General features: G+C 42.4%; 21 protein-coding genes. 4 read left to right on the top strand and 17 right to left on the bottom strand.

Features of this window, described 5'->3' with window-relative positions; all coding sequences use genetic code 11:
• Positions 1-16 precede the first annotated feature (16 nt).
• Complete coding sequence (locus HB679_RS06070; protein ID WP_214071036.1) at positions 17-1,048, bottom strand: acyl-CoA reductase; 1,032 nt, start codon at positions 1,046-1,048, stop codon at positions 17-19.
• Between the two features lie 103 nt (positions 1,049-1,151).
• Between HB679_RS06070 and HB679_RS06065 the strand changes: the two genes are divergently transcribed.
• Together HB679_RS06065 and HB679_RS06060 are read left to right on the top strand one after the other, a co-directional pair.
• A complete protein-coding gene (locus tag HB679_RS06065; RefSeq protein WP_214071035.1) occupies positions 1,152-1,505 on the top strand; it encodes a 4Fe-4S dicluster domain-containing protein in 354 nt (117 codons plus the stop codon).
• 115 nt (positions 1,506-1,620) lie between these two features.
• The gene (locus HB679_RS06060; protein WP_255547539.1) at positions 1,621-2,382 is read left to right on the top strand and encodes a C40 family peptidase; all 762 of its coding nucleotides are present in this window, start codon (positions 1,621-1,623) and stop codon (positions 2,380-2,382) included.
• Positions 2,383-2,401: 19 nt separating this feature from the next.
• Here HB679_RS06060 and HB679_RS06055 read toward each other — a convergent pair whose 3' ends face one another.
• The 13 genes from HB679_RS06055 to HB679_RS05995 form a co-directional block, all read right to left on the bottom strand.
• Positions 2,402-5,734 carry a T9SS type A sorting domain-containing protein gene (locus tag HB679_RS06055; protein WP_214071033.1) on the bottom strand — a complete coding sequence of 1,111 codons (3,333 nt, stop codon included), beginning with the start codon at positions 5,732-5,734 and terminating at the stop codon, positions 2,402-2,404.
• Between the two features lie 184 nt (positions 5,735-5,918).
• Positions 5,919-6,824: a WD40 repeat domain-containing protein gene (locus HB679_RS06050; RefSeq protein WP_214071032.1), complete on the bottom strand. Its 906-nt coding sequence runs from the start codon at positions 6,822-6,824 to the stop codon at positions 5,919-5,921.
• A gap of 69 nt (positions 6,825-6,893) precedes the next feature.
• Positions 6,894-7,259 (bottom strand): hypothetical protein, encoded by a 366-nt coding sequence (locus HB679_RS06045; protein ID WP_214071031.1) that lies wholly within the window; start codon positions 7,257-7,259, stop codon positions 6,894-6,896.
• 51 nt (positions 7,260-7,310) lie between these two features.
• Positions 7,311-7,898: a bifunctional phosphoribosyl-AMP cyclohydrolase/phosphoribosyl-ATP diphosphatase HisIE gene (gene hisIE / locus HB679_RS06040; RefSeq protein ID WP_214071030.1), complete on the bottom strand. Its 588-nt coding sequence runs from the start codon at positions 7,896-7,898 to the stop codon at positions 7,311-7,313.
• A gap of 102 nt (positions 7,899-8,000) precedes the next feature.
• Complete coding sequence (gene hisF / locus HB679_RS06035) at positions 8,001-8,759, bottom strand: imidazole glycerol phosphate synthase subunit HisF (RefSeq protein ID WP_214071029.1); 759 nt, start codon at positions 8,757-8,759, stop codon at positions 8,001-8,003.
• Positions 8,760-8,883: 124 nt separating this feature from the next.
• Positions 8,884-9,633: a 1-(5-phosphoribosyl)-5-[(5-phosphoribosylamino)methylideneamino] imidazole-4-carboxamide isomerase gene (locus tag HB679_RS06030; RefSeq protein ID WP_214071028.1), complete on the bottom strand. Its 750-nt coding sequence runs from the start codon at positions 9,631-9,633 to the stop codon at positions 8,884-8,886.
• Positions 9,634-9,637: 4 nt separating this feature from the next.
• Positions 9,638-10,228, bottom strand: coding sequence for an imidazole glycerol phosphate synthase subunit HisH (gene hisH, locus HB679_RS06025; RefSeq protein WP_214071027.1), 591 nt, complete (start codon positions 10,226-10,228; stop codon positions 9,638-9,640).
• Positions 10,229-10,333: 105 nt separating this feature from the next.
• A complete protein-coding gene (gene hisB / locus HB679_RS06020) occupies positions 10,334-11,476 on the bottom strand; it encodes a bifunctional histidinol-phosphatase/imidazoleglycerol-phosphate dehydratase HisB (protein WP_214071026.1) in 1,143 nt (380 codons plus the stop codon).
• The gene (hisC, locus tag HB679_RS06015) at positions 11,473-12,519 is read right to left on the bottom strand and encodes a histidinol-phosphate transaminase (protein WP_214071025.1); all 1,047 of its coding nucleotides are present in this window, start codon (positions 12,517-12,519) and stop codon (positions 11,473-11,475) included. Before hisC ends, hisB begins: the two co-directional genes overlap by 4 nt.
• Positions 12,520-12,662: 143 nt before the next feature.
• Complete coding sequence (hisD, locus tag HB679_RS06010) at positions 12,663-13,949, bottom strand: histidinol dehydrogenase (RefSeq protein WP_214071024.1); 1,287 nt, start codon at positions 13,947-13,949, stop codon at positions 12,663-12,665.
• A gap of 111 nt (positions 13,950-14,060) precedes the next feature.
• Positions 14,061-14,912: an ATP phosphoribosyltransferase gene (hisG, locus tag HB679_RS06005; protein WP_214071023.1), complete on the bottom strand. Its 852-nt coding sequence runs from the start codon at positions 14,910-14,912 to the stop codon at positions 14,061-14,063.
• 221 nt (positions 14,913-15,133) lie between these two features.
• Complete coding sequence (locus HB679_RS06000; RefSeq protein ID WP_214071022.1) at positions 15,134-16,651, bottom strand: hypothetical protein; 1,518 nt, start codon at positions 16,649-16,651, stop codon at positions 15,134-15,136.
• A gap of 111 nt (positions 16,652-16,762) precedes the next feature.
• Positions 16,763-17,254 carry an HAD family hydrolase gene (locus tag HB679_RS05995; RefSeq protein WP_214071021.1) on the bottom strand — a complete coding sequence of 164 codons (492 nt, stop codon included), beginning with the start codon at positions 17,252-17,254 and terminating at the stop codon, positions 16,763-16,765.
• A 488-nt stretch (positions 17,255-17,742) separates the two neighbouring features.
• Between HB679_RS05995 and gltB the strand changes: the two genes are divergently transcribed.
• Together gltB and HB679_RS05985 are read left to right on the top strand one after the other, a co-directional pair.
• Complete coding sequence (gene gltB, locus HB679_RS05990) at positions 17,743-22,266, top strand: glutamate synthase large subunit (protein ID WP_214071020.1); 4,524 nt, start codon at positions 17,743-17,745, stop codon at positions 22,264-22,266.
• 5 nt (positions 22,267-22,271) lie between these two features.
• Positions 22,272-23,756 (top strand): glutamate synthase subunit beta, encoded by a 1,485-nt coding sequence (locus HB679_RS05985; RefSeq protein ID WP_214071019.1) that lies wholly within the window; start codon positions 22,272-22,274, stop codon positions 23,754-23,756.
• Between the two features lie 193 nt (positions 23,757-23,949).
• Here the strand turns inward: HB679_RS05985 and HB679_RS05980 are convergent, their stop codons facing one another.
• From HB679_RS05980 to HB679_RS05970, 3 genes are all read right to left on the bottom strand, one after another.
• The gene (locus HB679_RS05980) at positions 23,950-24,609 is read right to left on the bottom strand and encodes a YdeI/OmpD-associated family protein (RefSeq protein ID WP_214071018.1); all 660 of its coding nucleotides are present in this window, start codon (positions 24,607-24,609) and stop codon (positions 23,950-23,952) included.
• Between the two features lie 63 nt (positions 24,610-24,672).
• Entirely contained in the window at positions 24,673-25,209 is a 537-nt protein-coding gene (locus tag HB679_RS05975; RefSeq protein WP_214071017.1) for an RNA methyltransferase, read from the bottom strand.
• Positions 25,210-25,317: 108 nt separating this feature from the next.
• Positions 25,318-26,487 (bottom strand): galactokinase, encoded by a 1,170-nt coding sequence (locus HB679_RS05970; protein ID WP_214071016.1) that lies wholly within the window; start codon positions 26,485-26,487, stop codon positions 25,318-25,320.
• Between the last annotated feature and the right edge of the window lie 121 nt (positions 26,488-26,608).

Below are 26,608 nucleotides of genomic sequence, written 5' to 3'. Positions count from 1 at the left end.
CTTTTAGCTTTGGTCTTTAAGCTTTGAGCTTAGTAAGGAAATCCATCGTATCTATACCGTCTGCATAATCCCAAAGTTTGGGTTGCTGACTTTGCCCAACTTCAACAACCTGACTATCTACCTGCAATGTCGCTTTGCTAACAACACATTGTATGTTTTCGCTTTGCGTATTAATTAATTGCTCAACATCGGCAAGATTATCGTAGTAATTATAAAATACCACTGCCAATGGCGATGCGATGGCATCGTTCTCTTTTAGTAATAAAAAACCGTTATCTAAATGCTGTTCGCTGCCTACAAGGTAAATGGATTTATTGTAGCCGTAATTGTTGGCGTATTTATTATGATTCCCGATATCATTATAAGACTCAATTGCTTCAAAAAAAGTAGCAATGTTATAATCCTTAGGGAATAATAATTTTGATACGTTACGGCATCCTAAGCCAAAATAATCGAAAATGTCATGCCCTAATTGATGCAACTCTTCGGTAGTTTCGGCCCCGGTAAGCACCGCCAGGCTGTTTCGGTTTTTTCTGATGATGTTTGGTACTTTGCCAAAATAATAATCAAAATAACGCGATGTATTATTACTGCCGGTAGCTATCACTGCGTCAAATTCTGTTAATCGTTCAACAAAACTAAAGCGGTTGGCAAAACTACCATCAATAGCAACTAACTTGTTTAATACCGCTTTAATTAAGCGGGCATCTTGCGATGATGACTTAATTAGCGCCTCATTGCCGGTAGCCAAAACACACAGTACGTCATGAAAACCAACTAAAGGGATATTGCCTGCCAGTATCAGCCCGATTTTTTTTGGCGATGTGTTTTTAGTGAGATCGTATTTATGGAGCCAGGTGGTCAGGTCGGCTTCATTTAAACTTTGACCAATGGATTTAACGGCCTGCTCCACGTTTTCGGGCGTGAACCATGGATTGTGGATATGTTCGGTTTGAATAAGGTGATTGAGTTCTTGGTCAGGATTTTGTAGTTGCCTGCCCAACTCGGTAAGGGTATTGATTAGTTGTGCTATTTTGATTTTTGACATATATATGGTAAGTAATCAAACTCTCGATTTCTTTTTTTGTTATATTTGCAAGAATTTGTTAATAAGACAAAGGTAATTGAGAATATAAGATTATTTTAAAAATATGGCTATTATAATCACCGACGAATGCATTAACTGTGGGGCCTGCGAACCAGAGTGCCCAAATAATGCTATTTACGATGCTGGTGCAGCCTGGCGTTTTTCTGACGGTACAGGTTTAAGAGGTGTTATTGATTTTGGCGATGGTGTTACTTTAAACGCTGAAGAAACACAAGCTGCTTTGTCTGACGATATTTATTATATAGTACCCGATAAATGTACCGAGTGTGTTGGTTTTCATGACGAACCACAATGTGCCGCTGTTTGCCCGGTTGATTGCTGTGTAGACGACGAAAATGTGCGCGAAAGCCGTGAAGAATTGTTAGCCAAAAAGGATTGGCTGCATATCAACGAATAATATTTCCTCAGTAATATTTACTGATAAAAGGGGATACATGAATAATGTGTTCCCTTTTTTTATTGTGAAACATTTAACCAAACTTTGCGTACAAACACGCTCATATAACCTTAAAATGGAATACGGAATTTGCAATTTAGCTGTTGTACCCTTACGCGCTGAGCCTAATGAGCGTAGTGAGCAAGTATCGCAGGTTTTATTTGGCGAAGCATTTGAGATTTTGGAGTGGAAGGAGGGGTGGGCCCAAATTGTTACCGCTGCCGATGATTATAAAGGATGGATAAATCGCTTACAGTTTATTATGCTGGGCCATTTAAATTATCAGCATTTACAACAACATCAACCAAAATTAACCTATAAAGCAATTACCCAAGCCTGGAAAATCAAAGATAACAGTGTTTTATACCTGCCTGCCGGAAGCTCGCTTTCGTTTTTAAATGGTACTACTTGCTACCTCGAAAAAGAGAAATTTGAGATCATTGGGCAGATAGGCCAGAACGAAAGTATTGACCTGGTGGCTAAATCATTCATCAACTCGCCTTACTTATGGGGCGGGCGCACGCATTTTGGCATAGATTGCTCTGGGTTTACACAGACGGTGTTTAAGCTTAAGGGCTATCAGTTAAAGCGGGATGCCAGTATGCAAGCAGAACAAGGTAAGCTTGTCGAATCATTATCGTCGGCCCTGGTAGGAGATCTGGCTTTCTTTGAAAATGAGAAAGGTAAAATAACTCATGTGGGTATGCTGCTTAACCGCGAGCATATTATTCATGCTTCAGGCAAGGTTAAGATCGATTTAATTGACGAAAAAGGTATTTATTCGGAAGAACAAAGCCGTTACACTCATAAACTGGCTTCTATAAAGCGGATTTTTTAACAAATCCGCTTTTGTTTTTTTACAGCTTAACAAACTTGGTTTGTCCCTGTAGTTTATTATCTGTCAGGTTTACTATTTGTATCACATAAGTTCCCGGCAAAAAGTCTGATATGTTGGTTTGTAAATATGAGCTTGATGATTTCATCTGCTTAATCAATCTGCCTGAGCTGTTTGATATCATGATACTATAGGAGTTGTTTTCAACATCGTCACCACTCATCTTGATGCTTATTGTAGTGGTGGCTGGGTTTGGATAAATGGAGATGTTGCCGGCCAACGTACTTGTTACAGCCTCAGCATAATTTAAACTCAAAATACTTGAATAACTAATGGTGTTTAGCACCAAATCTTGCAACTTAACTTTGTAATAGTTAATTCCTTTGTCAGGTGTAATATCTGTATAAGCATAATCGCCACTGCCATTTGATGAAAGCTGACCAATTTGGTTAAAGCTTTTTCCATCTACACTTTTCTCGATCGAAAATGTAAATGTTGTGCCCTCGTTTTCGGTACGCCAGCTAACTTGTGCACCCTGTATTGTTTTGACTGCAGTAACGCTTAAAGTATGCATCATAGCCGCCGGGTTTAACCGTACCAAAACGCTAAAACGACCGCTGCCGAAAGTAGCAGCGTTACTTTTATCTATGTCAAAATCGTAATTGCTGTTATGCTTCAAGTCTAATGAGTCTTTGGTGAAACTATCCATCAGCCATATATCATATGCGTTTGGCATGTTTTGAATGTTTTCCAGGTTTAAATGATATCGGCCACTGGCAGTTGCATCTACTAATAAACGCATCTGTTGCTGGCCGGCAGTTGGCAACTTAATCCGTTTGATAGATGTTGCAACACTATCGCTTGACATAATCGATAAACTTACCTGGGCACCATTGCCATTCAGGTCTTCGGCATCATCAGCATCGCTAAACGCGGCGGGAGTGTTATTGTTGAAAACCAACACTGCGTTATCTGTGTTAATGCTGTCTTTTGCCAGTTTAAAACTTAACATGGAAAGCGCAGGAGTTGAATTCGCGCTTGTTGAAGCGCTGGAAAAAGCCTGCATGTTATTCGCGGGCGCACTCATAATATGGTTAATATTTGTCGATAGCGGTTGAGTGCCGGTTTTTGCGGTTTCTCTGAAAGATAATGAGCGGCCCCGGGTATTGGCTTTAATGAAAAAGCCCTGGCCGCTGGCTATCATGTTAGTGGCATCGCCATTACCTACGCTAGTGCCGGGTTTTATCGTCGAAATAGTATCTGCCGAGGTGGATATTGTTTTAGACTGCATATAAGTTTCATATTGCTTATTGGTTGGGTTATATACCCAGATCTTTCCAACAGTATCAATAGGGGCCGGAAAACCTCCTCCGTAAATCGACGAATTGGTGCCCTGCCTGTTAAATTTCTCAAAATTTATCGTTGAAGGGTAAGGGTTGCCAACAAACACAAATCCACGAATGGCCGAATTGTTTACGTTAGACGCAGATGTAAAAGAAAACCCCGACGGGCTGCTGTACCATTGTGTCACGTCAATGGCGCCCGTATTTAATTGCCCGGTTTGCGTAAAAATAACATCTTCCGGGTAGTCATAAGGCGCGACTGTTTTCGAGCCGGTTTGTGTGGTGTTATTAGTTTTGTTCCCTCTAAAGAAAAACAGAAAACCATTGCCCACGGGTAGCTGTAAGGTAGTGTCGACGGTGTTGGTTATATTTAGCCTTGTTTGTGTGCCGATAACATTGGCGGTATTTATATTGGCTATACCTTTCCAATTGCCGGTGGTGAAATTGGTACTGCTGGTGGAGATATCCTCACGATATAAATATAAAGTTGGGTTTCCTGTAATATTAAATCCACCGCCTGCAGCGCCCGAAACATAGGCGCTATCCAATAAATATCGTAAATCAAAATATTTAACTCCTCCGCTGGTAACCGTATAAACCGGCGACGACATTAAACGATAGCCACGCTTTGAAAGGTCTGTGGGGCTGCTGCCCTTAATAAAGCGTTGTGATTTAACATTGCCGGTTATCGAGGCGGTGCGGGGCATTGCCGCTACGCTAGCTGTACCGGCCGAGGTCGACATGAGTGTTAAAAGGCCATTGGTTGTTAACGACGTTGATGAGCTCATGGTCAAAATCCCGGTACTGCCAACCGCAAAGTTACCGGTTGCTATATTTTTAGTACCTGTGCCTTGAAATACCACGTTGTTGAAAATAACCCCGGTACCGCCGTGCGACCCATTGTCTGTTAATGATTGTGCGCCGGTTGCTCTGAAACGTACGGTACCGCTATTACTGGTAGCATCAATAAAAGCGCCCGACGACACCCAATTGCCCCCTACATCCACATAGCCGGATTGTACTGTTTTAGGGCTCGCGCCGCTGATAGTTAGGTGTTGATAAAGGCTGGGTAAAGTATCTAGCTTCGATGTAGTGGTAGAGTATATGGTTTGTGTGGCAGTGCTTATGTTGCCATTGTATATGGTATAACACGCGCCCGCACCTGACCCGTAAAAATCAATAAACCCACCGGCGGCTACGCTTACTGAACCGCCAATACTAAGAGTGCATATTGTACCGGCCGTTGTATTGACTGCCGGGTTAACCAACAACTGCGCCGAATTAGCTACCGCCGGGAAACTCTTTGTAATTATCAATACCGTTGTAGTGAATGCGCCATCATTAACATAATTTGAATTAGTTGTTGAGATGTTTCCGGTAACACTTAAGGTGCCGTTAAGTAAATTTAGCAGTACATTATTGACGTTTGCTATAGGATTGCTGTTAACAATACCAGTGGCTGATGTAGTGTTAAATGTCAGATTGCCGCCAATGATAAAGCTTTGCAAAGCAAGATTTATCGTTGTAAGATTAGTTATGTTAGCACCAAGAAGAAAAGAAGGCGCAGAAGGTGCTGTGCTGTCGCCGGCTAAAAAAGATCCCATACAATTAATGGTGCCTAAGCCAAGGATATTTATAGCTGCAGTAGAGTTATTGTATTCAATTGTAATGTTACCTGTTACCGTTAAGGTATAACCGCTGTTGACAACAAGTCCACCATTAGTGGTAGCAACGCCGAATATTAAATTTCCTATTGAAGGGTTAAAAACGGTGGCTGTGACGGTGCTATTATCGATAATTGGATAGTTAGCTGCAGTATATGCGTTTACTCCAATTTGTACAATATCTCCAGCTGCTGGCACACCATTATCCCAATTTGCTAAGTTGAACCAGTTATGTACATCGGTGCCGCCTAAGAGTCCGCTACCGGTACCAGTCCAGTTGGTGGTTTTAGCCTTACTCTGTAATGTCATCAACAAAATAGCCAGTGCCAAAATCAAAAATCCTCTCATGTCGTACAACTAGGTAAAATTATTTATTATGAAGTAAATTTATTTCACTCCTTTTGGTTGTACGGTAATTTATTTATTAATGTTTACATTTTAAAAAGATGAACAAGAGTGAACAGAATGAGTTGTGCAGAACATAATAAATGCCTGTAAATCAACTATTAAGAATAGGAAATTTAAGTATTGCTTAAAAAGCTATATCCCAGATAATGACGCGTTTATCGTCACCGGTAGAAAGGAGTTGGCTGTTATGCCAGGTTAGTTTATTAACTGAAAGGAAATGTGTTTCGTAACCTTTTTCACGACTGATAACTTTGTATAATTTGAAATCATCGGCCCCCCAAAGCTTGATGGTTTTGTCCATACTAGCCGTAGCAAAGTAAGGCCTGTCGGGGTGAAAGGATATGTGGTTTACGGCAAAGAGATGTGCCGGTATATTCGTTATTAATTCGAAAGTGGTAGTGTCCCAAATCTTAACCTGGGCATCGCGAGATCCGGTAACCAGGTAACTACCATCTGGCGAATACTGTGTTGAAAAGACAGCCATAGAATGTCCGCTCAAAGTGCCGATATGCGTGTAGTCTTCGAGATCGTATACTTGAATGTTGCTATCGCGGCAACCAAAAGCTACCTGTTTTTCATTTGGCGATATACTGATGGCACGCACGGTATCCGCAGAAATTTTGATGGTATGAACCAATTGCAGTGTATCCATATTCCAAATGGATACACTGCCATCCTCTGATGCAACAAGCAATTCTTTTTTACTATTTACCGATTTAATATCGAACACCGGTTTGCGATGATGCCTTAACCCGGGTAATAATTGCTGTTTGATGAAGTCGAATATCAGCACCTCTCCATTGCGCAAGCCGGTAAACATGAACGGATAATCTTCAGGGCAATGAATTGCGTAAACAGAAGAAATTACCGGAAACATTACTTTGATGAATGAGTTAGTCTTCAAACTCCACTCAACAACTCCTTTATCATTTCCGCCGGTAAACAAAATATCCGGTTTTTGCGATAAAGTTAAAGCGAAAATAGGGTTGCTGTGTCCGGTAAGTTCGGCGGCTTTCTGTACGGTAATCATCGGCGCAAATATAAAATAAAAAGCCCTCCGATGATCCGGAAGGCTCTTTGATGATTGGTTGTTTGATAATTAATTTTGAGTTGAAAATTTAATATGCTGGCCTAAATAGCCACCTTTTGCGGTAGTAAGGCCACTGTCAAGATGAAAAACGTCTGATTTAGTAATTGTACCGCCATAAGCATTTTTAGATCTGTAGGTGTGCGCTATCTCGTACTCACCGTGATATTCTTGAGGATATGACTGCCCATCAACTATTTTAACTGTGTCTTTTAGCTTTAATAATTGACTAAAGCTTACACTTTCATAACTGTCAGGGTCTTTAAGGCTGTCTTTTACAGCTTGTGCCACAGCCGCATGAGCCCGGTCTTCTTTGGTCGGCTTGTGGCATGCGATTGCAAACATGCCAATAACTGCAATAAGGAATAAATATTTCATAGTGTTTATTTTTTGGTTAAGTCAAGTTACAAAAAAAATAAACACAACAACTTATTTATGTCTTTGCTCTAAATTTTTAGCTATAGTTTCTAAGTTTAAATTTTTCTCGCGCAGTAAAACCAAAAGATGAAACACTAAATCAGATGCTTCATTGATCAGATCGGTTTCTGTTTCAGCAAGAGCAGCTATCACAGTTTCAACACCTTCTTCACCGACTTTTTGGGCGATTTTGTTCAGGCCTTTTTTGCGCAGCTTGTTCACGTACGATCCTTCTACAGGGTTTGCATAACGATCGGCAATAATATTTTCCAGCTCCAGGATGAAATTCTGGTTGTATTCGGTATTGAAACAAGTCCGTGAACCGGTATGACAGGTGGGGCCGTCAGGTTTTACCTTGATCAGCAAAGTGTCATTGTCGCAATCAATATCTATAGATTTAACGTGCAAAAAGTTATTGCTGGTTTCCCCCTTGGTCCACAGGCGTTGTTTTGAACGCGAGAAGAAAGTTACAATATTATCCTGAACGGTTTTATTGTAAGCCTCCTGGTTCATGTAACCCAGCATTAAAACCTCCAGGGTTTGTTCGTCTTGTATAACAACCGGCACTAAGCCGTCTGTTTTGTTAAAGTCTATATTCATATAGTTTATTATATTGTCATTGCGAGGAGGTACGACGAAGCAATCGCGAACTTTCTCATTGCGATTGCCACGCTACGCCCGCAATGACAGGTTTTTGTTATTCTAACTCAATCTAACCTCAATCCCCCGATTCTGCAAAATACCTTTCAAATCAGGAATCAAAATCTCTCCATAATGAAATACCGATGCAGCTAAAGCAGCATCTACGTTAGTGCGCTCAAATACATCAACAAAATGTTCAACAGAACCTGCACCGCCCGAGGCGATAACCGGAATATTCACCGCATCATTAACAATCTTTAACAAGCTATTATCAAAGCCAGCCTTGGTACCGTCGTGATCCATTGAGGTTAATAATATTTCACCTGCGCCGCGGCTCTCGGCTTCTTTGATCCAGTTTAAAGTTTCTTTTTCTGTTGGGATGCGGCCACCGTTTAAATGAACGATGTTTTTGCCATTATTCAAACGGGTATCTACAGCTATTACCACAAACTGTACACCAAAAGCTTTAGCCAATTCATCAATTAAAGCCGGGTTGCGCACCGCTGCCGAGTTAATCGAGATCTTATCTGCACCTGCGTTTAGAAGCGCGTCGGCATCGGCAATCTCATTGATTCCGCCGCCTATGGTAAACGGTATGCTAATCTGCCTGGCTACCGACTTTACTAGCTCCACCATCGTTTTACGGCGCTCGTGCGTAGCCGTAATATCTAGAAAAACCAACTCGTCGGCTCCCTGGCGCGAATAGTTCCAGGCTAGTTCCACCGGGTCGCCGGCATCGCGCAGATCTACGAAGTTTACGCCTTTTACCGTGCGGCCGTCTTTAACGTCTAAGCAGGGTATGATTCTTTTACTTAACATAAATCTTTAACAATACGTCATTGCGAGGAACGAAGCAATCTCTACAACAGACAGTCATTGTGCACATTGATTAGCGAATGCAGAGATTGCTTCGTTCCTCGCAATGACGGTTTAATATTTAATTTTATATAGACATTAATGATTCCAAATTCCAATTCTTAACTTCCTCAATCGTAATCCGACCCTCATAAATAGCTTTACCCACTACTACTGACTCAACTTTAAGTTTAGCAAGTTCATCAATATCTGCCATAGAACTTACGCCGCCTGAAGCAATTAATTTAATAAACGGCGAATGATCAAGCAACTTGGCATACAACTCTACACCTGCACCGCCCAGTTTCCCGTCTTTATTAATATCGGTACATAAAAAACGGAAAAAACCTAATCCAAGGCAGCGGTCAACATAGTCCATCAGCTTAATCGGCGAGCTTTCCATCCAGCCTGAGTATTTGATTACTTCGTCCAGTACATCGATAGCGATTACCACGTTGTCTGAACATTTATCCCGACCGCAAATAGCTTTGCTCAATTCGTCCAGAAACATTGGGTTGGTGATTGCCTGGGTACCTACAATAACGCGGGCCACGCCTGCACCAATCAGCTCTTTTACTTTTTCAATGCTACGGATACCGCCGCCATACTGCACCTGCATATCTGTTTTGCGGATCACATCAAACAGATATTCCTGGTTCGAGAAGTCGTTTTTGGCGCCATTCAGATCTATAATGTGAATCAGATTGGTGCCGTTAGACTGGTAACGCTCTATCATCTCCTCCAGCGTAACATCATAACTGGTTACTTGCTGATAGTCGCCTTCGCGAAGGCGAACTACTTTTTTGTCAAGGATATCTATAGCAGGGATTATATACATGTCTTTATATTTTTGAGAAATTTTTTAATAATACTTCACCATAATTGCCTGACTTTTCCGGGTGAAACTGCACCCCATAAAAATTGTCCTGCCAAATTGATGCCGAAAATTTCGTACTGTAGTCTGTCGCAGCTAAAGTATAAACATCGTCATACTCAATAAAGTATGAATGTACAAAGTAAAAATGTGAACCAACCGGGATATCTGTAAATAGCAGATTATCTTTTTGTGAAAAAACTCTGTTCCATCCGGTATGTGGTACTTTATGTTCGGGATCGGCGGTGAATTTTAAGGTTTTAATAGGGAAGATGCCCAACATATCTGAGTCGCCTTCTTCAGAATAAGAAGTTAATAGCTGCATGCCCACGCAGATACCTAAAGTAGGTTTGTTTTGGGCTTTAATAGCCGGTACCAAACCTGATGCAGTTAATTTATCCATAGCCGCACCTGCATGACCAACGCCCGGGATAATAAAATGGTCATATTGCGCCATATCGGCTTCGGTAAACACCATGCCGTAGGGAATCTCCAGCCTGTCTAAGGCCGAAGTAAGTGAGAATATATTGCCTGCGCCGTAGCGGATTATTCCAATCATTTTCTATCAATTTGTTGTCATTGCGAGCGATAGCGTGGCAATCGCAAGGAGAAAGGTTAAACGCGTACAATTGCTTCGTCGTTTCTCCTCGCAATGACAAATCTGTTACAACATCCCTTTTGTTGAAGGTAAGACCATTTTATTGGCATCCCGTTTAACGGCCATTTTTATGGCCTTTGCGAAAGCTTTAAAAATGGCTTCAATTTTATGATGCTCGTTCTGCCCTTCGGCTTTTACATTCAGGTTTGCTTTTGCCGCGTCGCTGAATGATTTGAAGAAATGGTAGAACATTTCGGTTGGTACATCGCCAACTTTTTCGCGTTTAAACTCGGCATCCCAAACTAGCCAGTTGCGGCCGCCAAAATCAATGGCCACCTGTGCCAGGCAATCGTCCATTGGCAAGCAAAAGCCGTAACGTTCTATACCTTTTTTATTACCTAAGGCAGAAGCAAATACTTCACCCAAAGCTATACCGGTATCTTCTATAGTATGGTGCTCATCTATATGCAAATCGCCTTTAGTGGTAATTTCCAGGTCGACGCTGCCGTGACGTGCAATCTGATCTAACATGTGATCAAAAAAGTGCAGACCGGTAGATACTTTAGCTTCACCGGTGCCGTCCAGGTTTATTTTTACGTAGATGTCGGTTTCTTTAGTGACGCGTTTGCCTTCAAAAACGCGCTCACCCAATTTTAGAAACTCATAGATCTTTTTCCAGTCCGTTGTTTCTAAAGCAACCACACCTTCAATATCTGTATTGTTTTGTGCTTCATTACCACCCAGGTTAGCGTGATTATTCAACCAGATAGCTTTCGCACCTAAGTTCTTAGCCAGTAGCACATCATTTTTACGATCGCCGATGGTAAAAGAATCCTTTAGATCATATTTCTCCGTATCGAAGTATTGCGTCAACAAAGCAGTGCCTGGTTTACGGGTAGGGGCGTTATCCTTAGCCCAGGTACGATCTATAACGATGTTCGAGAATTTTACGCCCTCGTTCTCAAATGTCTTTAATATAAAGTTATGTACCGGCCAAAATGTGTCCTCGGGATACGCCGCTGTGCCCAAACCGTCCTGGTTTGTAACCATGACAAGTTCGTAGTCCAACTCAGTTGCAATCTTTGACATATACTCAATAGCACCTTGATAAAATTCAAGTTTTTCAAATGAGTCTATTTGCTCATCGGCAGGCTCCTTGATCAGGGTGCCATCTCGGTCGACAAAAAGTATTTTGATCAGATTGCTCATTTGTATTGCTTTAAAGTATCAATCAAGATTTCGTTTTCGGCAGGTGTGCCAACCGTAATGCGAAGGCTGCCCTCGCAAAGATCAATTTTTGAACGGTCGCGCACAATTATGCCTCGTTGCACTAGGAAATTGTAAATGCCTTTTGGGTCGGTAGTTTTTACCAGGATAAAGTTGGCATCGCTTGGATAGATATCTAAGACGATATCAAGGTCTTTTAAGCTCAATACCAGTCTATCGCGTTGAGCTAAAGTTTCTTTGATCCAACCATTAACCTGATCCACATTCGCCAAAGCTTTTAAAGCCAGTTGTTGCGATGCTTCATTGATATTATAAGGTGGTTTAACTTTATTCATCACCTCAATGATCTCTTCGCTGGCGAAAGCCATGCCTACACGTAAACCCGCTAAACCCCAGGCTTTTGAAAGCGTTTGCAGTACCACCAAATTTGAATATTCCGTTAACTCCTGTATAAATGTTTTCTGGCGACTGAAGTTGATATAAGCTTCGTCAACCACCACTAAACCATCAAAATTAGCCAGCAGTGTTTCTATATCATCGCGGTTGATAGAGTTACCGGTAGGGTTATTGGGCGAGCAGATAAAGATGAGCTTGGTATGTTCGTCTATGGCTTCTGATATAGCATCCAGATTTAGTTGATACTCTCTGGTTAACGGCACTTTTTTAGTTTGAATATCATTGATATTGGCCGATACCTCGTACATGCCATAAGTTGGCGGTACCAGGATGACATTATCAACTCCCGGGTTACAAAAGCTGCGGAACAGAATGTCAATAGCTTCGTCGCTGCCGTTGCCTAAAAAAATGTTGCGTGCCGGTACACCCTTGATCTCGCTTAAACGCATTTTTACGTTGTATTGCAACGGATCGGGATAGCGGTTGTATTGATCTTCCAGCGGCGAACCGAACGCGTTCTCGTTAGCGTCCAGGTACACACTGGCCTCGCCCTGAAACTCATCGCGTGCCGAAGAGTAAGGGGTGAGGTTTTTTATATTTTCTCTGAGTATGTTATTGATGTTGAACATTGTTGTTTACTTTTAATTTCCACCCCGTCATTGCGAGGGACGAAGCAATCTCTACACATGCTTATCGGCTTTGCAAATTCACCACTTGCCGCTTCAGAGATTGCCACGCTACGCTCGCAATGACGTGGCGGCGGGCTTATTATTTATCCTTTTAACCTTACACTAACCGCATTTTTATGCGCATGCAAACCTTCCATGTCAGCCAGTATCTCTACGTACGGACCGATATTTTGAATCCCCTCAGGTGTAATAAACTGAAACGTAATTTTCTTCACAAATGAATCTACCGATACACCCGAATAAGCACGAGAATATGAGCTGGTTGGGAGGGTGTGATTAGTGCCTGATGCATAGTCGCCTGCGCTCTCCGGAGTTAAATTTCCGAGGAAAACAGAGCCCGCATTAATTATTTCAGGAGCGATATGCTCCCAGTCTTTAATAGCCAAAATCAAGTGCTCTGGTGCATAGGCGTTGCTAAACGCCATAGCTTCGGCAATTGATTTAGTGATAACCACATACGAGTTAGCCAATGCCTGACGTACAATTTCTGCACGGGGCAATACCGCGGTTTGTTTTTCAACTTCGGCTAAAGTCGCTTCAACAATATGTGCCGATGTAGTAACCAGAATAGATTGGCTATCAATACCGTGCTCTGCCTGCGCCAATAAATCGGCAGCAACAAATTCCGGACGTGAAGTTTCATCGGCAATTACCAATACTTCCGACGGGCCTGCGGGCATATCAATAGCTGTAGTAGTGGTTGACTGAATAATAGTTTTAGCCTTGGTTACGAACTGGTTACCCGGCCCAAAAATTTTATCAACTCTGCTGATGGTTTGTGTGCCATAAGCCATGGCTGCTATTGCCTGAGCACCACCCACCATGTATATCTTATCGATACCTAATATCAAGGCCACGTAAGCTATGAAGGCGTTTACTTTGCCGTTTTTTTGCGGCGGCGAACAAACCACAATTTCGTGGCAGCCCGCTATTCTAGCCGGTACACCCAACATCAGGAAAGTACTCGGTAAAACTGCAGTTCCGCCAGGTATGTACAAACCTACTTTTTCAATCGGCCTCAATTCGCGCCAGCAGGTAACGCCGGGCATGGTTTCTACCTTGTCTTCGGCTTTTAATTGGGTTTGATGGAATTTATAAATGTTAGCATAAGCGATATCTAACGCGGCCTTTTGCTCCGGGGCTATTGCAGATGCAATTTCCTCCAGCTCGGCTCTGTCCAGGTAAAGCTTATTCAGGGTTACCTTGTCAAATTTTTCGGCATAGTCAAATAGTGCCCGGTCGCCATGCTGTTGTACGGTTGCCAGCACTTCTTCAACTATCGTGCGAATCTCATTAGCCGGGTCAACGTTGCGTTGTACCAGTTTGGCTATGGATTCTTTATCAAGATTTGAATAATTGTATATCCTCATAAAGCCCCCTCTAAATCTCCTCCGCCAGTTGGCGGAGAGACTTTTGATTTTGCGGTTTACCAACTCCTCTATTAAGCCCTCCTTACCGGGTAGGGTTTGGGTAGGGTTGGCCTATAATATTATCTTCTCAATCGGCATTACTACAATGCCTTGCGCGCCGGCTTGTTTAAGCTGGCTTATCCTATCCCAAAAATCGCGCTCCGGGATTACGGTATGTACAGCAACCCAACCTTCTTCGGCTAATGGCAGTACCGATGGGCTTTTAACACCCGGTAGCAAAGCCAATACGCCCGGCAGATTGTTTTTCTCAACGTTCAGCACAACGTACTTAGTTTCCTTAGCACGTAATACCGATTGAATGCGTTGAATCAATTCCTGTACCAAGTCATTGTTTTCGCTACCTTTCGAGCCTATTAAGATAGCCTCTGATGCCATTACATCGGCAAAAGGTTTCAATCCGTTGCTTTTTAAAGTGCCGCCGGTTGACACCAGATCGCAAATCGCATCGCTCAAACCTAAGCCCGGAGAGATCTCTACCGAACCAGAAATGGTGCGGATATCTGCATGGATATTTTGTTTTTGCAAGAATTTACCCAGGATAACCGGGTAGGTAGTAGCTATAGAGCGGCCTTCCAGATCGCCTAATTCTTTAATATCGCTATTGTTTGTTATCGCGATTTTTAGTGAGCATTTGCCAAAGCCTAAGCGTTGCAGATAACTTACAGTCACCTCTGTTTCTTCAATCACGTTTTCGCCAACTATGCCCAGATCGGCAATGCCGTCTTGTACATATTCAGGAATATCGTCATCGCGCAGAAAAAGAATTTCTAACGGAAAATTAGAAACAGGAGATATCAGCGAGCTTTTGTAATTTTCGAAATTAAGGCCGCAATTTTTTAACAATTCAACGGACTTTTCGTTGAGTCGACCCGATTTTTGGATCGCTATTTTAAGTGTTTTCACAAAAAGGTTTGTTTAAGAAACTATAATAAAAATTATAAACGGGGGTTGTTATTTCGCGTAGAAACATACATTATCTTACATCACCAAACGGTGATGATGCAATTGAAGATGATGTAAGTTGTTAAGTCCCATTTTTATATAGTATAACTATAGATAAGCGATGCAAATATAGGCAGTTGTTTGTAAAATCAAAATTATATAGCAAATCGGTAGACTATTGCCTAATGATTTACGTTCTCGCCTGTATACTCATACACCGCTCCATCCGGATAGCTATACAGTAATTTAAGTTTTTCTTGCTTTTGGATATCATTGATATTCAAAAGCTCTTTGTTATTATCCAGGGCTTTGAACCATATATAATAATAATGCTTCACCTTAAAAAAGTCATCAATAGTTTTCTTGAAGAAATGATGCGGCACCAACGTTGATGACATCCCTGTAAAGAAATAGACCGCCTCATTAGCATCACTATAAATAGGTACGCCTTCTTTAAAAATATGTTTATGCGCAATTAATGATTCAATAAAAGGTGATTTATTCCAGCTGTCGTCAGAGTAACCCGGCACACCATAATCCATCTCGTCGTCATAACGCTGGTAATCTATCTGGTAAGTGAAATACTCAAAAGCAAGCATCGCCACAATAGCTAAGCCGGATAACACGTATTTTGACTTACCCTTAACCCTTTGCAAAACATCAGGCACCCAACTGGTACAGGATATCACTAAAGGAATAAACATGGGCGAAAGCAACCTGCTGTTCAACGTTTCAAAGCGCGAAAACGTAGCGATAAGGATGATAAATAAACCGTAAACAACCGTATAGACTATAATGATATTCTCATAACTGTTTATTTGCCCCTTGATGGTTTTAAATATCAGGATGCCGATCAATGAGAATAGAATAAAAATCGTGATCGGTATGGCATAATGATCGGCAAAAGTGCCTAAAGCGCCCCAGTCATTAAACACCGTACCCACATAGTACATGTTTTCGCTTAGTGGGGTGATAGATGGTTCGCGGGTGCCCGTGCTTAGTCCGGCGGAAAGGCGGTTATGTACCAGGTTGATCACCACAAATGATATCGACAGAAGGCAGAATAAAGCTATGTGTTTAATCTTTCTTTTAGTCGGCAGTTTGGTGTCTAACAATAGCATTAGCGCACCGGTGCCTATCAGCGTAATGCCGGCGTAACGGGTGATACAGGCCAATGCTGCTACCAATGCAGTAAGCAGTAGCCTGGTAGTTGTTTGTTTTTGCAGGTAATGGTGATAGTTCAAGATAAACAACATCACCAGAAAAATAAACAATGTCTCCGACCATAAAAAACTATAGATCTGCAACAAGGCAGGGCTTAATATAATAGCTGCTAAGATCAACCATTTGTAGATCCTTGAATGCGTGATGAACTTAGCAAGCATCCAGCCGGTAATTAATATAACCCCGGCAAATAGACACGAGTTAATTACACTCCCCGCCGTAAACGGATCAACCCGGGTAATAAACTGTATCACCGCCAAAAAAAACGGATAAAACACAGGGAAGAAAACCAAAGGTGTTTCGTTAAACGTCATGAGCGACCAGTGAGCCTGGATATTGGTGGCCGTACTGGCGTACATGATCGAATCGGGCGAAATACCAACCCCGCTGTATTTTGTAAACAGATGAATTGCGTAAAAGCCGATAGCCGCGGCTATTATGGTGTCCAGATGTCTGAGTAAGCGGGATTGTTGCATAGTTTTTCTATCGTTTTCTTGTCATTGCGAGCGTAGCGCGGCAATCGTGAATATTGCATCCTTGTGATTGCTTCGTCATTCCTCCTCGCAATAACAAAAATGGAGGTGTTTTTAGTCTATCAAATCCAGCACTGTACTAATCGGCTGGTCACTATCTATTAATATGCCTTTTACACCTGCGGCGGTACCTGCTTCCACATCACGCTCACGGTCTCCTATAAAATAAGATTGCGCCGGATCAAGATCATATTTCTCTATGCCTTGCAACAATAATCCCGGTTTTGGTTTACGGCAATCGCAGTCGCCGGTAAAGTTGGGGTGGTGCGGGCAGTAAAAAAAGTCTGTTAGTTCAACACCATGTTCGTGGTAAGTTTCTTTTAATAGTTTGTGCATTTTGGCTAACTCGTCCTCGGTATACCAACCTTTGGCCAGGCCTCCCTGGTTAGTTGCTACTAATAACAAATAGCCTTTATCCTGCAATGTTTTTAAGGCATCAAAATTATCAAGGATATGAAAGTCCTCTACCCGGCGTACGTAGTCGCCCATTTCGCGATTCAAAACTCCATCACGATCTAAAAACACAGCTTTATTTTTTGCAGACATTAATTCTAAATTTCGGGCTAAATTACAAAATGAAAATTTAATGGTTTTGTTTGTGGTCAACACACATAGCCGGTATTATAAATGATGCCTTGTTAATGATGTAATAACATCGGCTATCAATAGCTCTTTCAAACTGTCTTTCACTAAAATAGCGGATATACTATTTTGACCCTCTTTATAATCTCTAATTAAAGAATAAAATAACGAATAAAACCAATAAAGCCTAATTACATTTTGTTATACACTGATAAATGAAATGCTATTTTGTTTACCGCAGCGTTTAATTACTATTTAAAGTGTATATGATATAGGTCATTCAATTTGCGATATTTTAACTGAAATAATCCGTTTTTTATTAAATTCAAAATTAATATACATATTATCTGTCACTTTTTACTATAATCCCAAAAATTAATAATTATATCGCAAAAAAACTTTTGATTTTGTAATTTCGTGGTTACAACACTTATAAACCCGTTTGTATAGCGATGGATCAGAACGATAGCACAGGACAGGGTCTTTACAGGCCGGAATTTGAACACGACTCTTGCGGAACCGGTTTTATTACCAATATAGATGGTCATAAAACCTACCAGATAATTGATGACGCCTTAACCATGTTAGAGAACATGGAACACCGCGGCGCCTGCGGTTGCGACCCCGATTCGGGCGACGGTGCAGGTATATTGATTCAAATACCGCATGAGTTTTTTATGGAGGAATGCTCTAACCTGGAGATAAGCCTGCCTGAGCCTGGAGAATATGGCGTGGGTATGATTTTTTTCCCTAAAGAGTCGCCGCTTAAAAAAGCTTGCCGCATGGCAATTGATAATGCCATCGAAAAATTAGGTCTGCATAAATTAGGTTATCGTAAATTAACCGTTGATAACACTGTAATTGGTGAAACAGCGCGCAGTGCCGAACCGGATGTTGAGCAGGTTTTTATTGCCCGCCCACACCATATTACTACTGATGAAGATTTTGAACGTAAACTTTACGTTTTAAGAAGATACATTAACAAAACCATTACCGAAACTATTCCGGGTGCACGTAACGATTTCTATTTTCCGTCGTTATCATGCAAAACCATTATCTATAAAGGCCAGTTAACTACTTTCCAGGTTCGCCAGTATTATGCAGATCTGAATGATCCGCGCATGGCGTCCGGTATGGCAGTTATTCACTCTCGCTTCTCAACCAATACTTTCCCATCATGGAAACTGGCTCAGCCTTTCCGTATGATTGCGCATAATGGCGAGATCAATACCTTAACGGGTAACTTAAACTGGTTCTACTCAGGCTTAAAATCATACGCTTCTTCTTATTTTACTAATGAGGAGATGGAAATGTTATTACCTGTGGTAGATAACAATCAGTCAGACTCTGCCTGTTTAGATAATATTATAGAGATACTACAACATACCGGCCGCTCATTACCACACGTAATGATGATGCTGATACCTGAAGCCTGGGACGGCAACGAGCAAATGGACCCGGTTAAAAAAGCATTCTACGAGTTTCACGCAACTTTGATGGAGCCATGGGATGGACCTGCCGCGGTTAGTTTTACCGATGGCAAACTGGTAGGCGCCGTTTTAGACAGAAATGGTTTGCGCCCGTTACGTTACACTATAACTAATGATGGCCGTGTTATAGCCGCTTCAGAAACAGGTGTTTTAAAGATCGATGAGTCAACTGTGGTAAGTAAGGGCCGTTTACAGCCGGGTAAAATGTTGTTGATTGACACAGAGCACGGTGTTATTATTACCGACGAAGAAATTAAACAACAAGTAGCCTCACGCCAGCCTTATGACCGTTGGTTGGAGAACTACAAAATAAAACTGGAAGACCTGCAAGAGCCGCGTTTAGCATTTGCTAACCTGAGTCCTGATTCGGTTTTCCGTTACCAGCAGGTATTTGGTTATACCCGCGAGGATATCGATACCATTATCAAGCCAATGGCTTTAGATGGTAAAGAGCCAATTGGCTCTATGGGTACCGATGTGCCTTTAGCTATCCTGTCAGACAAACCGCAGCATTTATCAAGTTACTTTAAGCAATTCTTTGCGCAGGTAACCAATCCGCCTATCGACCCGATTCGTGAGCGTATGGTAATGAGCCTGGCTACCTTTATAGGTAACAACGGTAATTTGCTGGATGAGGATAAAATGCACTGCCATTGTGTGACGTTGAAACACCCGATCCTTAAAAATCATCAGCTAGAAAAACTGCGCAGTATTGATACCGGTATGTTCCATGCCAAGACGCTGCAAACTTATTTTAATGCCGATGGTAACCCGGGTTCATTACAAAAAGGTATAGAGCGTATTTGCCGTTATGCAGAAGATGCAGTTGCAGATGGTTTTGAAGTATTAATTCTTTCTGACCGTGCATTAGATTCTGAGCATGCGCCAATTCCATCATTATTAGCAGTATCGGCCGTACATCACCACTTAATTAAAAAAGGATTACGTGGTGCGGTAGGTATTGTTGCCGAAGCCGGCGACGTTTGGGAAGTACACCATTTTGCATGTCTACTGGCATTTGGTGCTACAGCCATTAACCCGTACATGGCCCAGGCTACCATTGAAACTTTAAAAGACGGCGGTATTTTAGATACCCAGCTGGATAAGAAATACTTGTTAAAAAACTATGTAAAATCTGTGAATGATGGTTTGTTGAAGATCTTCTCAAAAATGGGTATCTCTACTTTACAATCATACCACGGGTCGCAAGTATTTGAGATTTTAGGCTTAAACAAAGCTGTAGTTGATAAATACTTCTGCGGCGCTGTTACCCGTATAGGCGGTTTGGGCCTGGATGAGATAGCTCGCGAAGCATTATGTAAACATAAAATTGGTTTCGGCGCTCAAGCCGAAAATCGTTTATTGCCGGAAGGTGGTATTTACCAGTGGAAACGCCGTGGCGAAGAACACTTGTTTAACCCAACTACCGTGCACTTATTACAGCACGCTACCCGTAGTAACGATTATAACACTTATAAAAACTATGCTAAAGCCATTAATGAGCAAAGCGAGAAACATTATACCATACGTGGCCTGTTAGATTTTGCGCACCATCGCGAAGCAATATCTATTGATGAGGTTGAGCCGGCAGAAAACATCATGAAGCGTTTTGCTACCGGTGCCATGTCATTTGGTTCGATATCGCACGAGGCGCACAGTACCATGGCTATTGCTATGAACCGTATTGGCGGCCGTAGTAACACCGGCGAGGGTGGTGAAGACGAAATGCGTTACATCCCGCTTCCAAATGGCGATTCAATGCGCTCTTCAATTAAACAAGTGGCATCGGGCCGTTTTGGGGTAACCTCAAATTACCTGACCAATGCCGACGAGTTACAGATAAAAATGGCGCAAGGTGCTAAACCTGGCGAAGGTGGACAGCTGCCGGGCCATAAGGTAGACGATTGGATCGCAAGAACCCGTCACTCAACCCCAGGTGTAGGTTTGATCTCTCCGCCGCCGCACCACGATATTTATTCTATCGAGGATTTGGCCCAGCTGATCTTCGACCTTAAAAATGCTAACCGCCAGGCACGTATCAACGTTAAGTTAGTATCAAAAGCGGGTGTAGGTACCATTGCTGCGGGTGTTGCTAAAGCACATGCCGATGTAATTTTGATCGCCGGCTATGACGGTGGCACAGGCGCATCGCCTATAAGCTCGGTAAAACATGCCGGCTTACCTTGGGAACTTGGTTTGGCCGAAGCACATCAAACACTGGTACGCAACAAATTACGTAGTCGTGTGGTATTACAAACAGACGGTCAGTTAAAAACCGGTCGAGATTTGGCTATTGCTGCTTTAATGGGAGCAGAGGAGTGGGGTGTAGCTACTGCGGCACTGGTTGCAGGCGGTTGTATCATGATGCGTAAGTGTCACTTAAATACCTGCCCGGTAGGTGTTGCTACGCAAGACGAAGAATTAAGAAAGTTATTTACAGGTAAACCAGAACATATTGTAAACCTGTTCAAATTCATGGCCGAAGAACTTCGTGAGATCATGGCCGAGTTAGGTTTCCGTACTATCAATGAAATGGTAGGTCGTGTTCAGTTCCTGAAAGTAAAAGATGGCTTAAAAAACTGGAAAGCTAAGAAAGTTGATCTTTCAGGTATACTGCATCCGGTTACCAACGCTAAAGATATGACGCTGTACAACAGCGAATCTCAGGATCATGGCATGGATGCTATTATCGATTGGAAATTATGGGAAGATGCAAAACCAGCATTAGCCGATAAAACCCCGGTATTTGGTGCTTACGATGTAATTAATACAGATCGTACTATTGGTGCCTTGTTATCAAACGAGATTTCTAAGATATACGGCTCGGCCGGATTACCTGATAATACCATCAACTATAAATTCAAAGGCTCTGCCGGACAAAGCTTTGGCGCTTTTGCTGCCAAAGGTATTTCTTTCGAACTGGAAGGCGAGGGTAATGACTATGTAGGTAAAGGTTTATCTGGTGCGCAGCTGGCTGTTTATCCGGCTACCGAAGCTAAGTTTGTGGCCGAGGATAATATTATCATTGGTAACGTTGCGCTTTATGGCGCTACCGCCGGCGAACTGTTTGTTAACGGCATGGCAGGCGAGCGTTTCGCGGTGCGCAACTCGGGAGCTACTACCGTTGTTGAGGGTATTGGCGACCACGGTTGCGAGTACATGACCGGCGGCCGTGCATTGATCTTAGGAAAAACCGGGCGTAACTTTGCTGCAGGTATGAGCGGCGGTATAGCCTGGGTGTATGACGTTGACGGAAGCTTTGAAGAGAATTGCAACAAAGAAATGGTTGATCTTGACCCGCTTTCTACAAAAGACGAGGAAGAGATTCTGACCTTATTGCGTAAGCACGTTGCTTTAACCAAAAGTAAACTGGCTCAAAACATCGTTAAAAACTGGAATGAAGCATCAACCAAGTTTATCAAGGTGTTCCCGAGAGAGTATAAAAAAGTAATTGAGAAATTAGAATATCAAACTATCAGCAAATAATTTAGATGGGAAAAGTAACAGGATTTCAGGAGTATGACAGGAAAATGCCTGAAAAATTAGCGCCTGCAGAACGTGTAAAAAACTACAACGAATTTGAGAGTTTGTATACTGACGAGGAGTTAAATAAACAATCTGCCCGCTGCATGGATTGCGGTATTCCGTTTTGCCACTCAGGTTGCCCGTTGGGCAACATTATCCCTGAGTTTAACGACGCTGTATACAACAAGAAATGGGAAGAAGCGTATCAGATCTTATCGTCGACTAATAATTTCCCTGAATTTACCGGCCGGATCTGTCCGGCTCCTTGCGAGTCGGCTTGTGTACTGGGTATTCACAGACCACCGGTGGCTATCGAGGAGATCGAAAAACATATCATCGAAATAGCTTATCAAAAAAATCTGGTTAAACCGACTGCTCCATTAGTGAAAAGCGGTAAAAAGGTTGCAGTGGTTGGTTCTGGGCCTGCTGGTTTGGCTGCTGCTGCTCAGTTGGTAAAAGCCGGTCACGAGGTAACTGTTTTTGAACGCGATGATAAAGTTGGCGGCTTATTACGTTACGGTATCCCTGACTTTAAGCTGGAAAAAACGGTGATAGATCGTCGTTTAGAAGTAATGGAAAAAGATGGCGTTATATTTAAAACCAACGTTGAAGTAGGTAAAGACATAGCTGCTGATGAACTTGTACGTAACCACGACGCAGTAGTTTTGGCAGGAGGATCAACCATTCCCCGCGATCTGCCTATCCCGGGCCGTGAACTTAAAGGTATCCACTTCGCGATGGATTTTCTGAAACAACAAAATAAACGTGTAGGTAACTCGCCAATTAAAGTTGAAGAGATCATAGCTACAGGCAAAGATGTAGTGGTTATCGGCGGTGGCGACACCGGTTCTGACTGCGTAGGTACCTCAAATCGCCAGAAAGCAAACTCCATTAAACAGTTTGAGGTGATGTTTCAACCGCCAGAGAAACGTACACCACACATGCCTTGGCCAACATACCCTATGGTATTGAAAACTACAACCTCGCACGAGGAAGGTGTTGAGCGCCATTGGGGTATCAATACTAAAGAATTTTTAGGCGACGAAAGCGGTAACCTGCGTGCTTTACGGATAGCTGATGTTAGCTGGGAAACTGATTTCTTAGGTCGACCGGTTAAATTTGCAGAAGTTGAAGGTTCTGAGCGCGAAATACCCTGCCAACGGGTATTCCTGGCAATGGGCTTCCTGAATCCGCAATACGTAGGTATGTTGGAAAGCCTGGGTGTAGAGGTTGATGCACGTAAAAACGTGAATGCTAAAGAAGGCGTTTACCGCACCAACGTAAGCAAAGTATTTGCAGCAGGCGATATGCGCCGCGGGCAATCACTGGTTGTTTGGGCTATATCAGAAGGCCGCGAATGCGCCCGCAAGGTTGACGAGTTCCTGATGGGGCATTCAAACCTGGAAAGCAAAGATTCTGTAAATCAGTTTGAACAGGTGTTTACGGTGTAAAGCTTATCAAGTAATAATAAAAGCCCCGCTGAAAATCAGTGGGGCTTTTTGTTTGACAAGTGGTCTAGTAACGGGCAAATATAAAAAAAGCCGTCATTGCGAGCGTAGCGTGGCAATCTCTACACGATAGGTGGCAAAGCGTTCAGAGATCGTCACGCTCGTACCTCGCTCACGATGACGGAGGGACTATGATTCACTTCTCACTCGGATTCTTCTTCCCCTCATTCAATTTCTCCACCATCTTCACTAACCGTTCCTGCTGCGTTTTTTCTTGTTTGGCAGATAAGATCCAAAGCACATATTCCTTTTTATTGCTGTAGGACAGGTTTTGGTAAAAATCCATAGCAATGCGTTCTTTTTCCAGGGTATCAGATATAATAGGCGGGAGTTTTACATGTTTATTATCGACATCGATATATTCGGCAAACTCATTATTGCGGATGTTATCATTACGGCCTTCCGAAGTTTTAATCAAAGCCTCAGGGCGAAAACGCAGGCTGGTCCACAAGTTATCAATCGCTGCCGACGCTACGGGTTTTAGTCCGTAGGGTTTGGTTACTTGCCAGCCACTCATCATTTCTAAATCTGTAGTAATGCCCTTGTTCTTTTTCGGGTAAATCACCCATAAAACGGCATCGTGCTTTAAAGAGGGCATTACGATTTTTAGGGTTTCCGTAAGTTCCGCCGTGTCTTTTACAAATAGTTGCGTACCGTCAAAGGTTCCTTCCGGCTTAAACAAAAGTTCAATCCCATCAGGCAAAGGTTCCAGCCGGCTCAAATAAGTATCCGGGGCGTTGAATAGCAGCCAGCGAGTGCCGGCTTTCATTTGTAGTTTTTTGGCGAGTGGACTCATTGGTTGATAGATAATAGTTCATGGTTTATAGTGACATAATGGCTATGAACCATGAACCAACAACTATGAACCAATAGCCAATTTAGCAAAGAAATCCCACAACACAATACCCGCCGAAACCACAATATTAAATGAATGCTTGGTGCCAAACTGTGGGATCTCAATACAGGTATCAATGATCTCCATCACCTCGTCGCTCACCCCATTAACCTCGTTACCGAAAATTAAGGCATACTTAGCATTTTTATCTGGTGTAAATCCGTTGAGCATTACGCTGTCCTCCGCCTGCTCAATGGCAATGATCTGGTAGCCATCTGCACGAAGTTTTTTAATAGCTTTTACAGCATCTTCATGATAGCTCCAGTTAATAGATGCTGTAGCGCCCAAGGCTGTCTTCTCAATCTCGCGATGCGGAGGCTGAGCAGTAATGCCACATAAAATAACTTGTTCTACTGCAAAACCATCCGAAGTACGAAATATCGAACCAATGTTGTGCATGCTGCGCACACTGTCCAGCACCACGGCCACAGGCAATTTATCCTGAGCTTTAAACTCTGATACCGAGGCACGGTTAAGTTCGTCTAATTTTAGTTTACGCACGTTGCGGTAGAGATTGGTGATTAGTGATCGGAGATTAGTTTTGTGCGATGTGTTTGTTATAGACTTACGAAGTCTCCAAAGACTTCGTAAGTCTGATCAGGCATGCTATTAAGCTTCGCTGGTAACTAACAAAGTTCCTACACCATCGCCAATTAATGATTGATATACAGATGGTGCGTAGCCAATTTTATCAGTGTAAAAAACTTCTAATTCTTTGCTGAAAGCATCGAATGCGTTTGCTTTAACCAAAGCAATGGCGCAACCACCGAAACCGGCGCCGGTCATACGTGCTCCGGCTACGTTAGGGTTGGTTTTAGCATATTCTACTACCGCGTCAAGCTCTTTACCGCTAACCTCGTATAAATCACGCAATGAATCGTGCGAGCCGTACATGAGCTTGCCAAACTCGGCCAGGTTGTTAGCTGCTAAAGCGTCGGCCGCCAATTTAACACGATCATTTTCTTCAACAACGTGCTGTGCGCGTTTCCGAACAACCTCGTCGGTGATCAAGTGTTTATATTTAGCAAAAGTCGCCGAGTCGATGTCGCACAAGTAATCAATGCTCAGCTCTTTGTTTAAGTCTTTCAAAGCGGTTTGACACTCTTCAACACGCTCATTGTATTTGGATTCAACCAGTTTGCGCGATTTATTGGTATTGATAATAGCCAGCACATGATTACCAAGATTGCTATTTACAATATCATATTCCAACGTATCGCAGTTCAGCACTATGGCTTTATCTTTTTCGCCAAAGGCTACTGCAAACTGATCCATGATACCACAGTTCAGACCCATAAAGTTATTTTCGACCGACTTAGCGATTTTCACCAACGTCAACTTATCATAACCGGCATTAAATAACTCGTTCAACGCAAAGCTGGTAACTACTTCAATAGAAGCAGATGAAGACAGGCCCGCGCCGATAGGGATATCGCCAAAAAATAACATATCCAACCCTGTGATTTTATGACTATCACGGGTAAAATGTTCTATTACACCCAGCGGGAAATTGAACCAGCCGTCGCCGTCTTTTTGGTAGCTGTCTTGAACCGGCACGGTTGGGTTCTCATCAAAATTTAAACTTCTGAAACGAAATACATTATCTTCATTCGGGCTGATTAACAAATAGGTGCCAAATGTAATGGCCGCAGGCATTACAAGGCCGCCATTGTAATCAATATGCTCGCCGATAAGATTTACCCTGCCCGGTGAGAAATAGGCGTGTTGAGCCTCTTTATGATATATTTCGTTAAATTTTTGTTGAAGTTGATGTTTCATTTTCAGGCATTTTAATTGGTTTGGCAAATATTGTAAATATTACACTATTAGTCTTAATATTGATGGTAATAATTGTCAAAATATTAAACAGATTTAACATCGGCTTGTTCCATTAATTATA

This window comes from Mucilaginibacter sp. dw_454 (assembly GCF_018449775.1).
Classification (GTDB): domain Bacteria; phylum Bacteroidota; class Bacteroidia; order Sphingobacteriales; family Sphingobacteriaceae; genus Mucilaginibacter.
The sequence above is the reverse complement of the archived record's forward strand: the minus strand, read 5'-3'. Positions and strand labels throughout refer to the sequence as shown.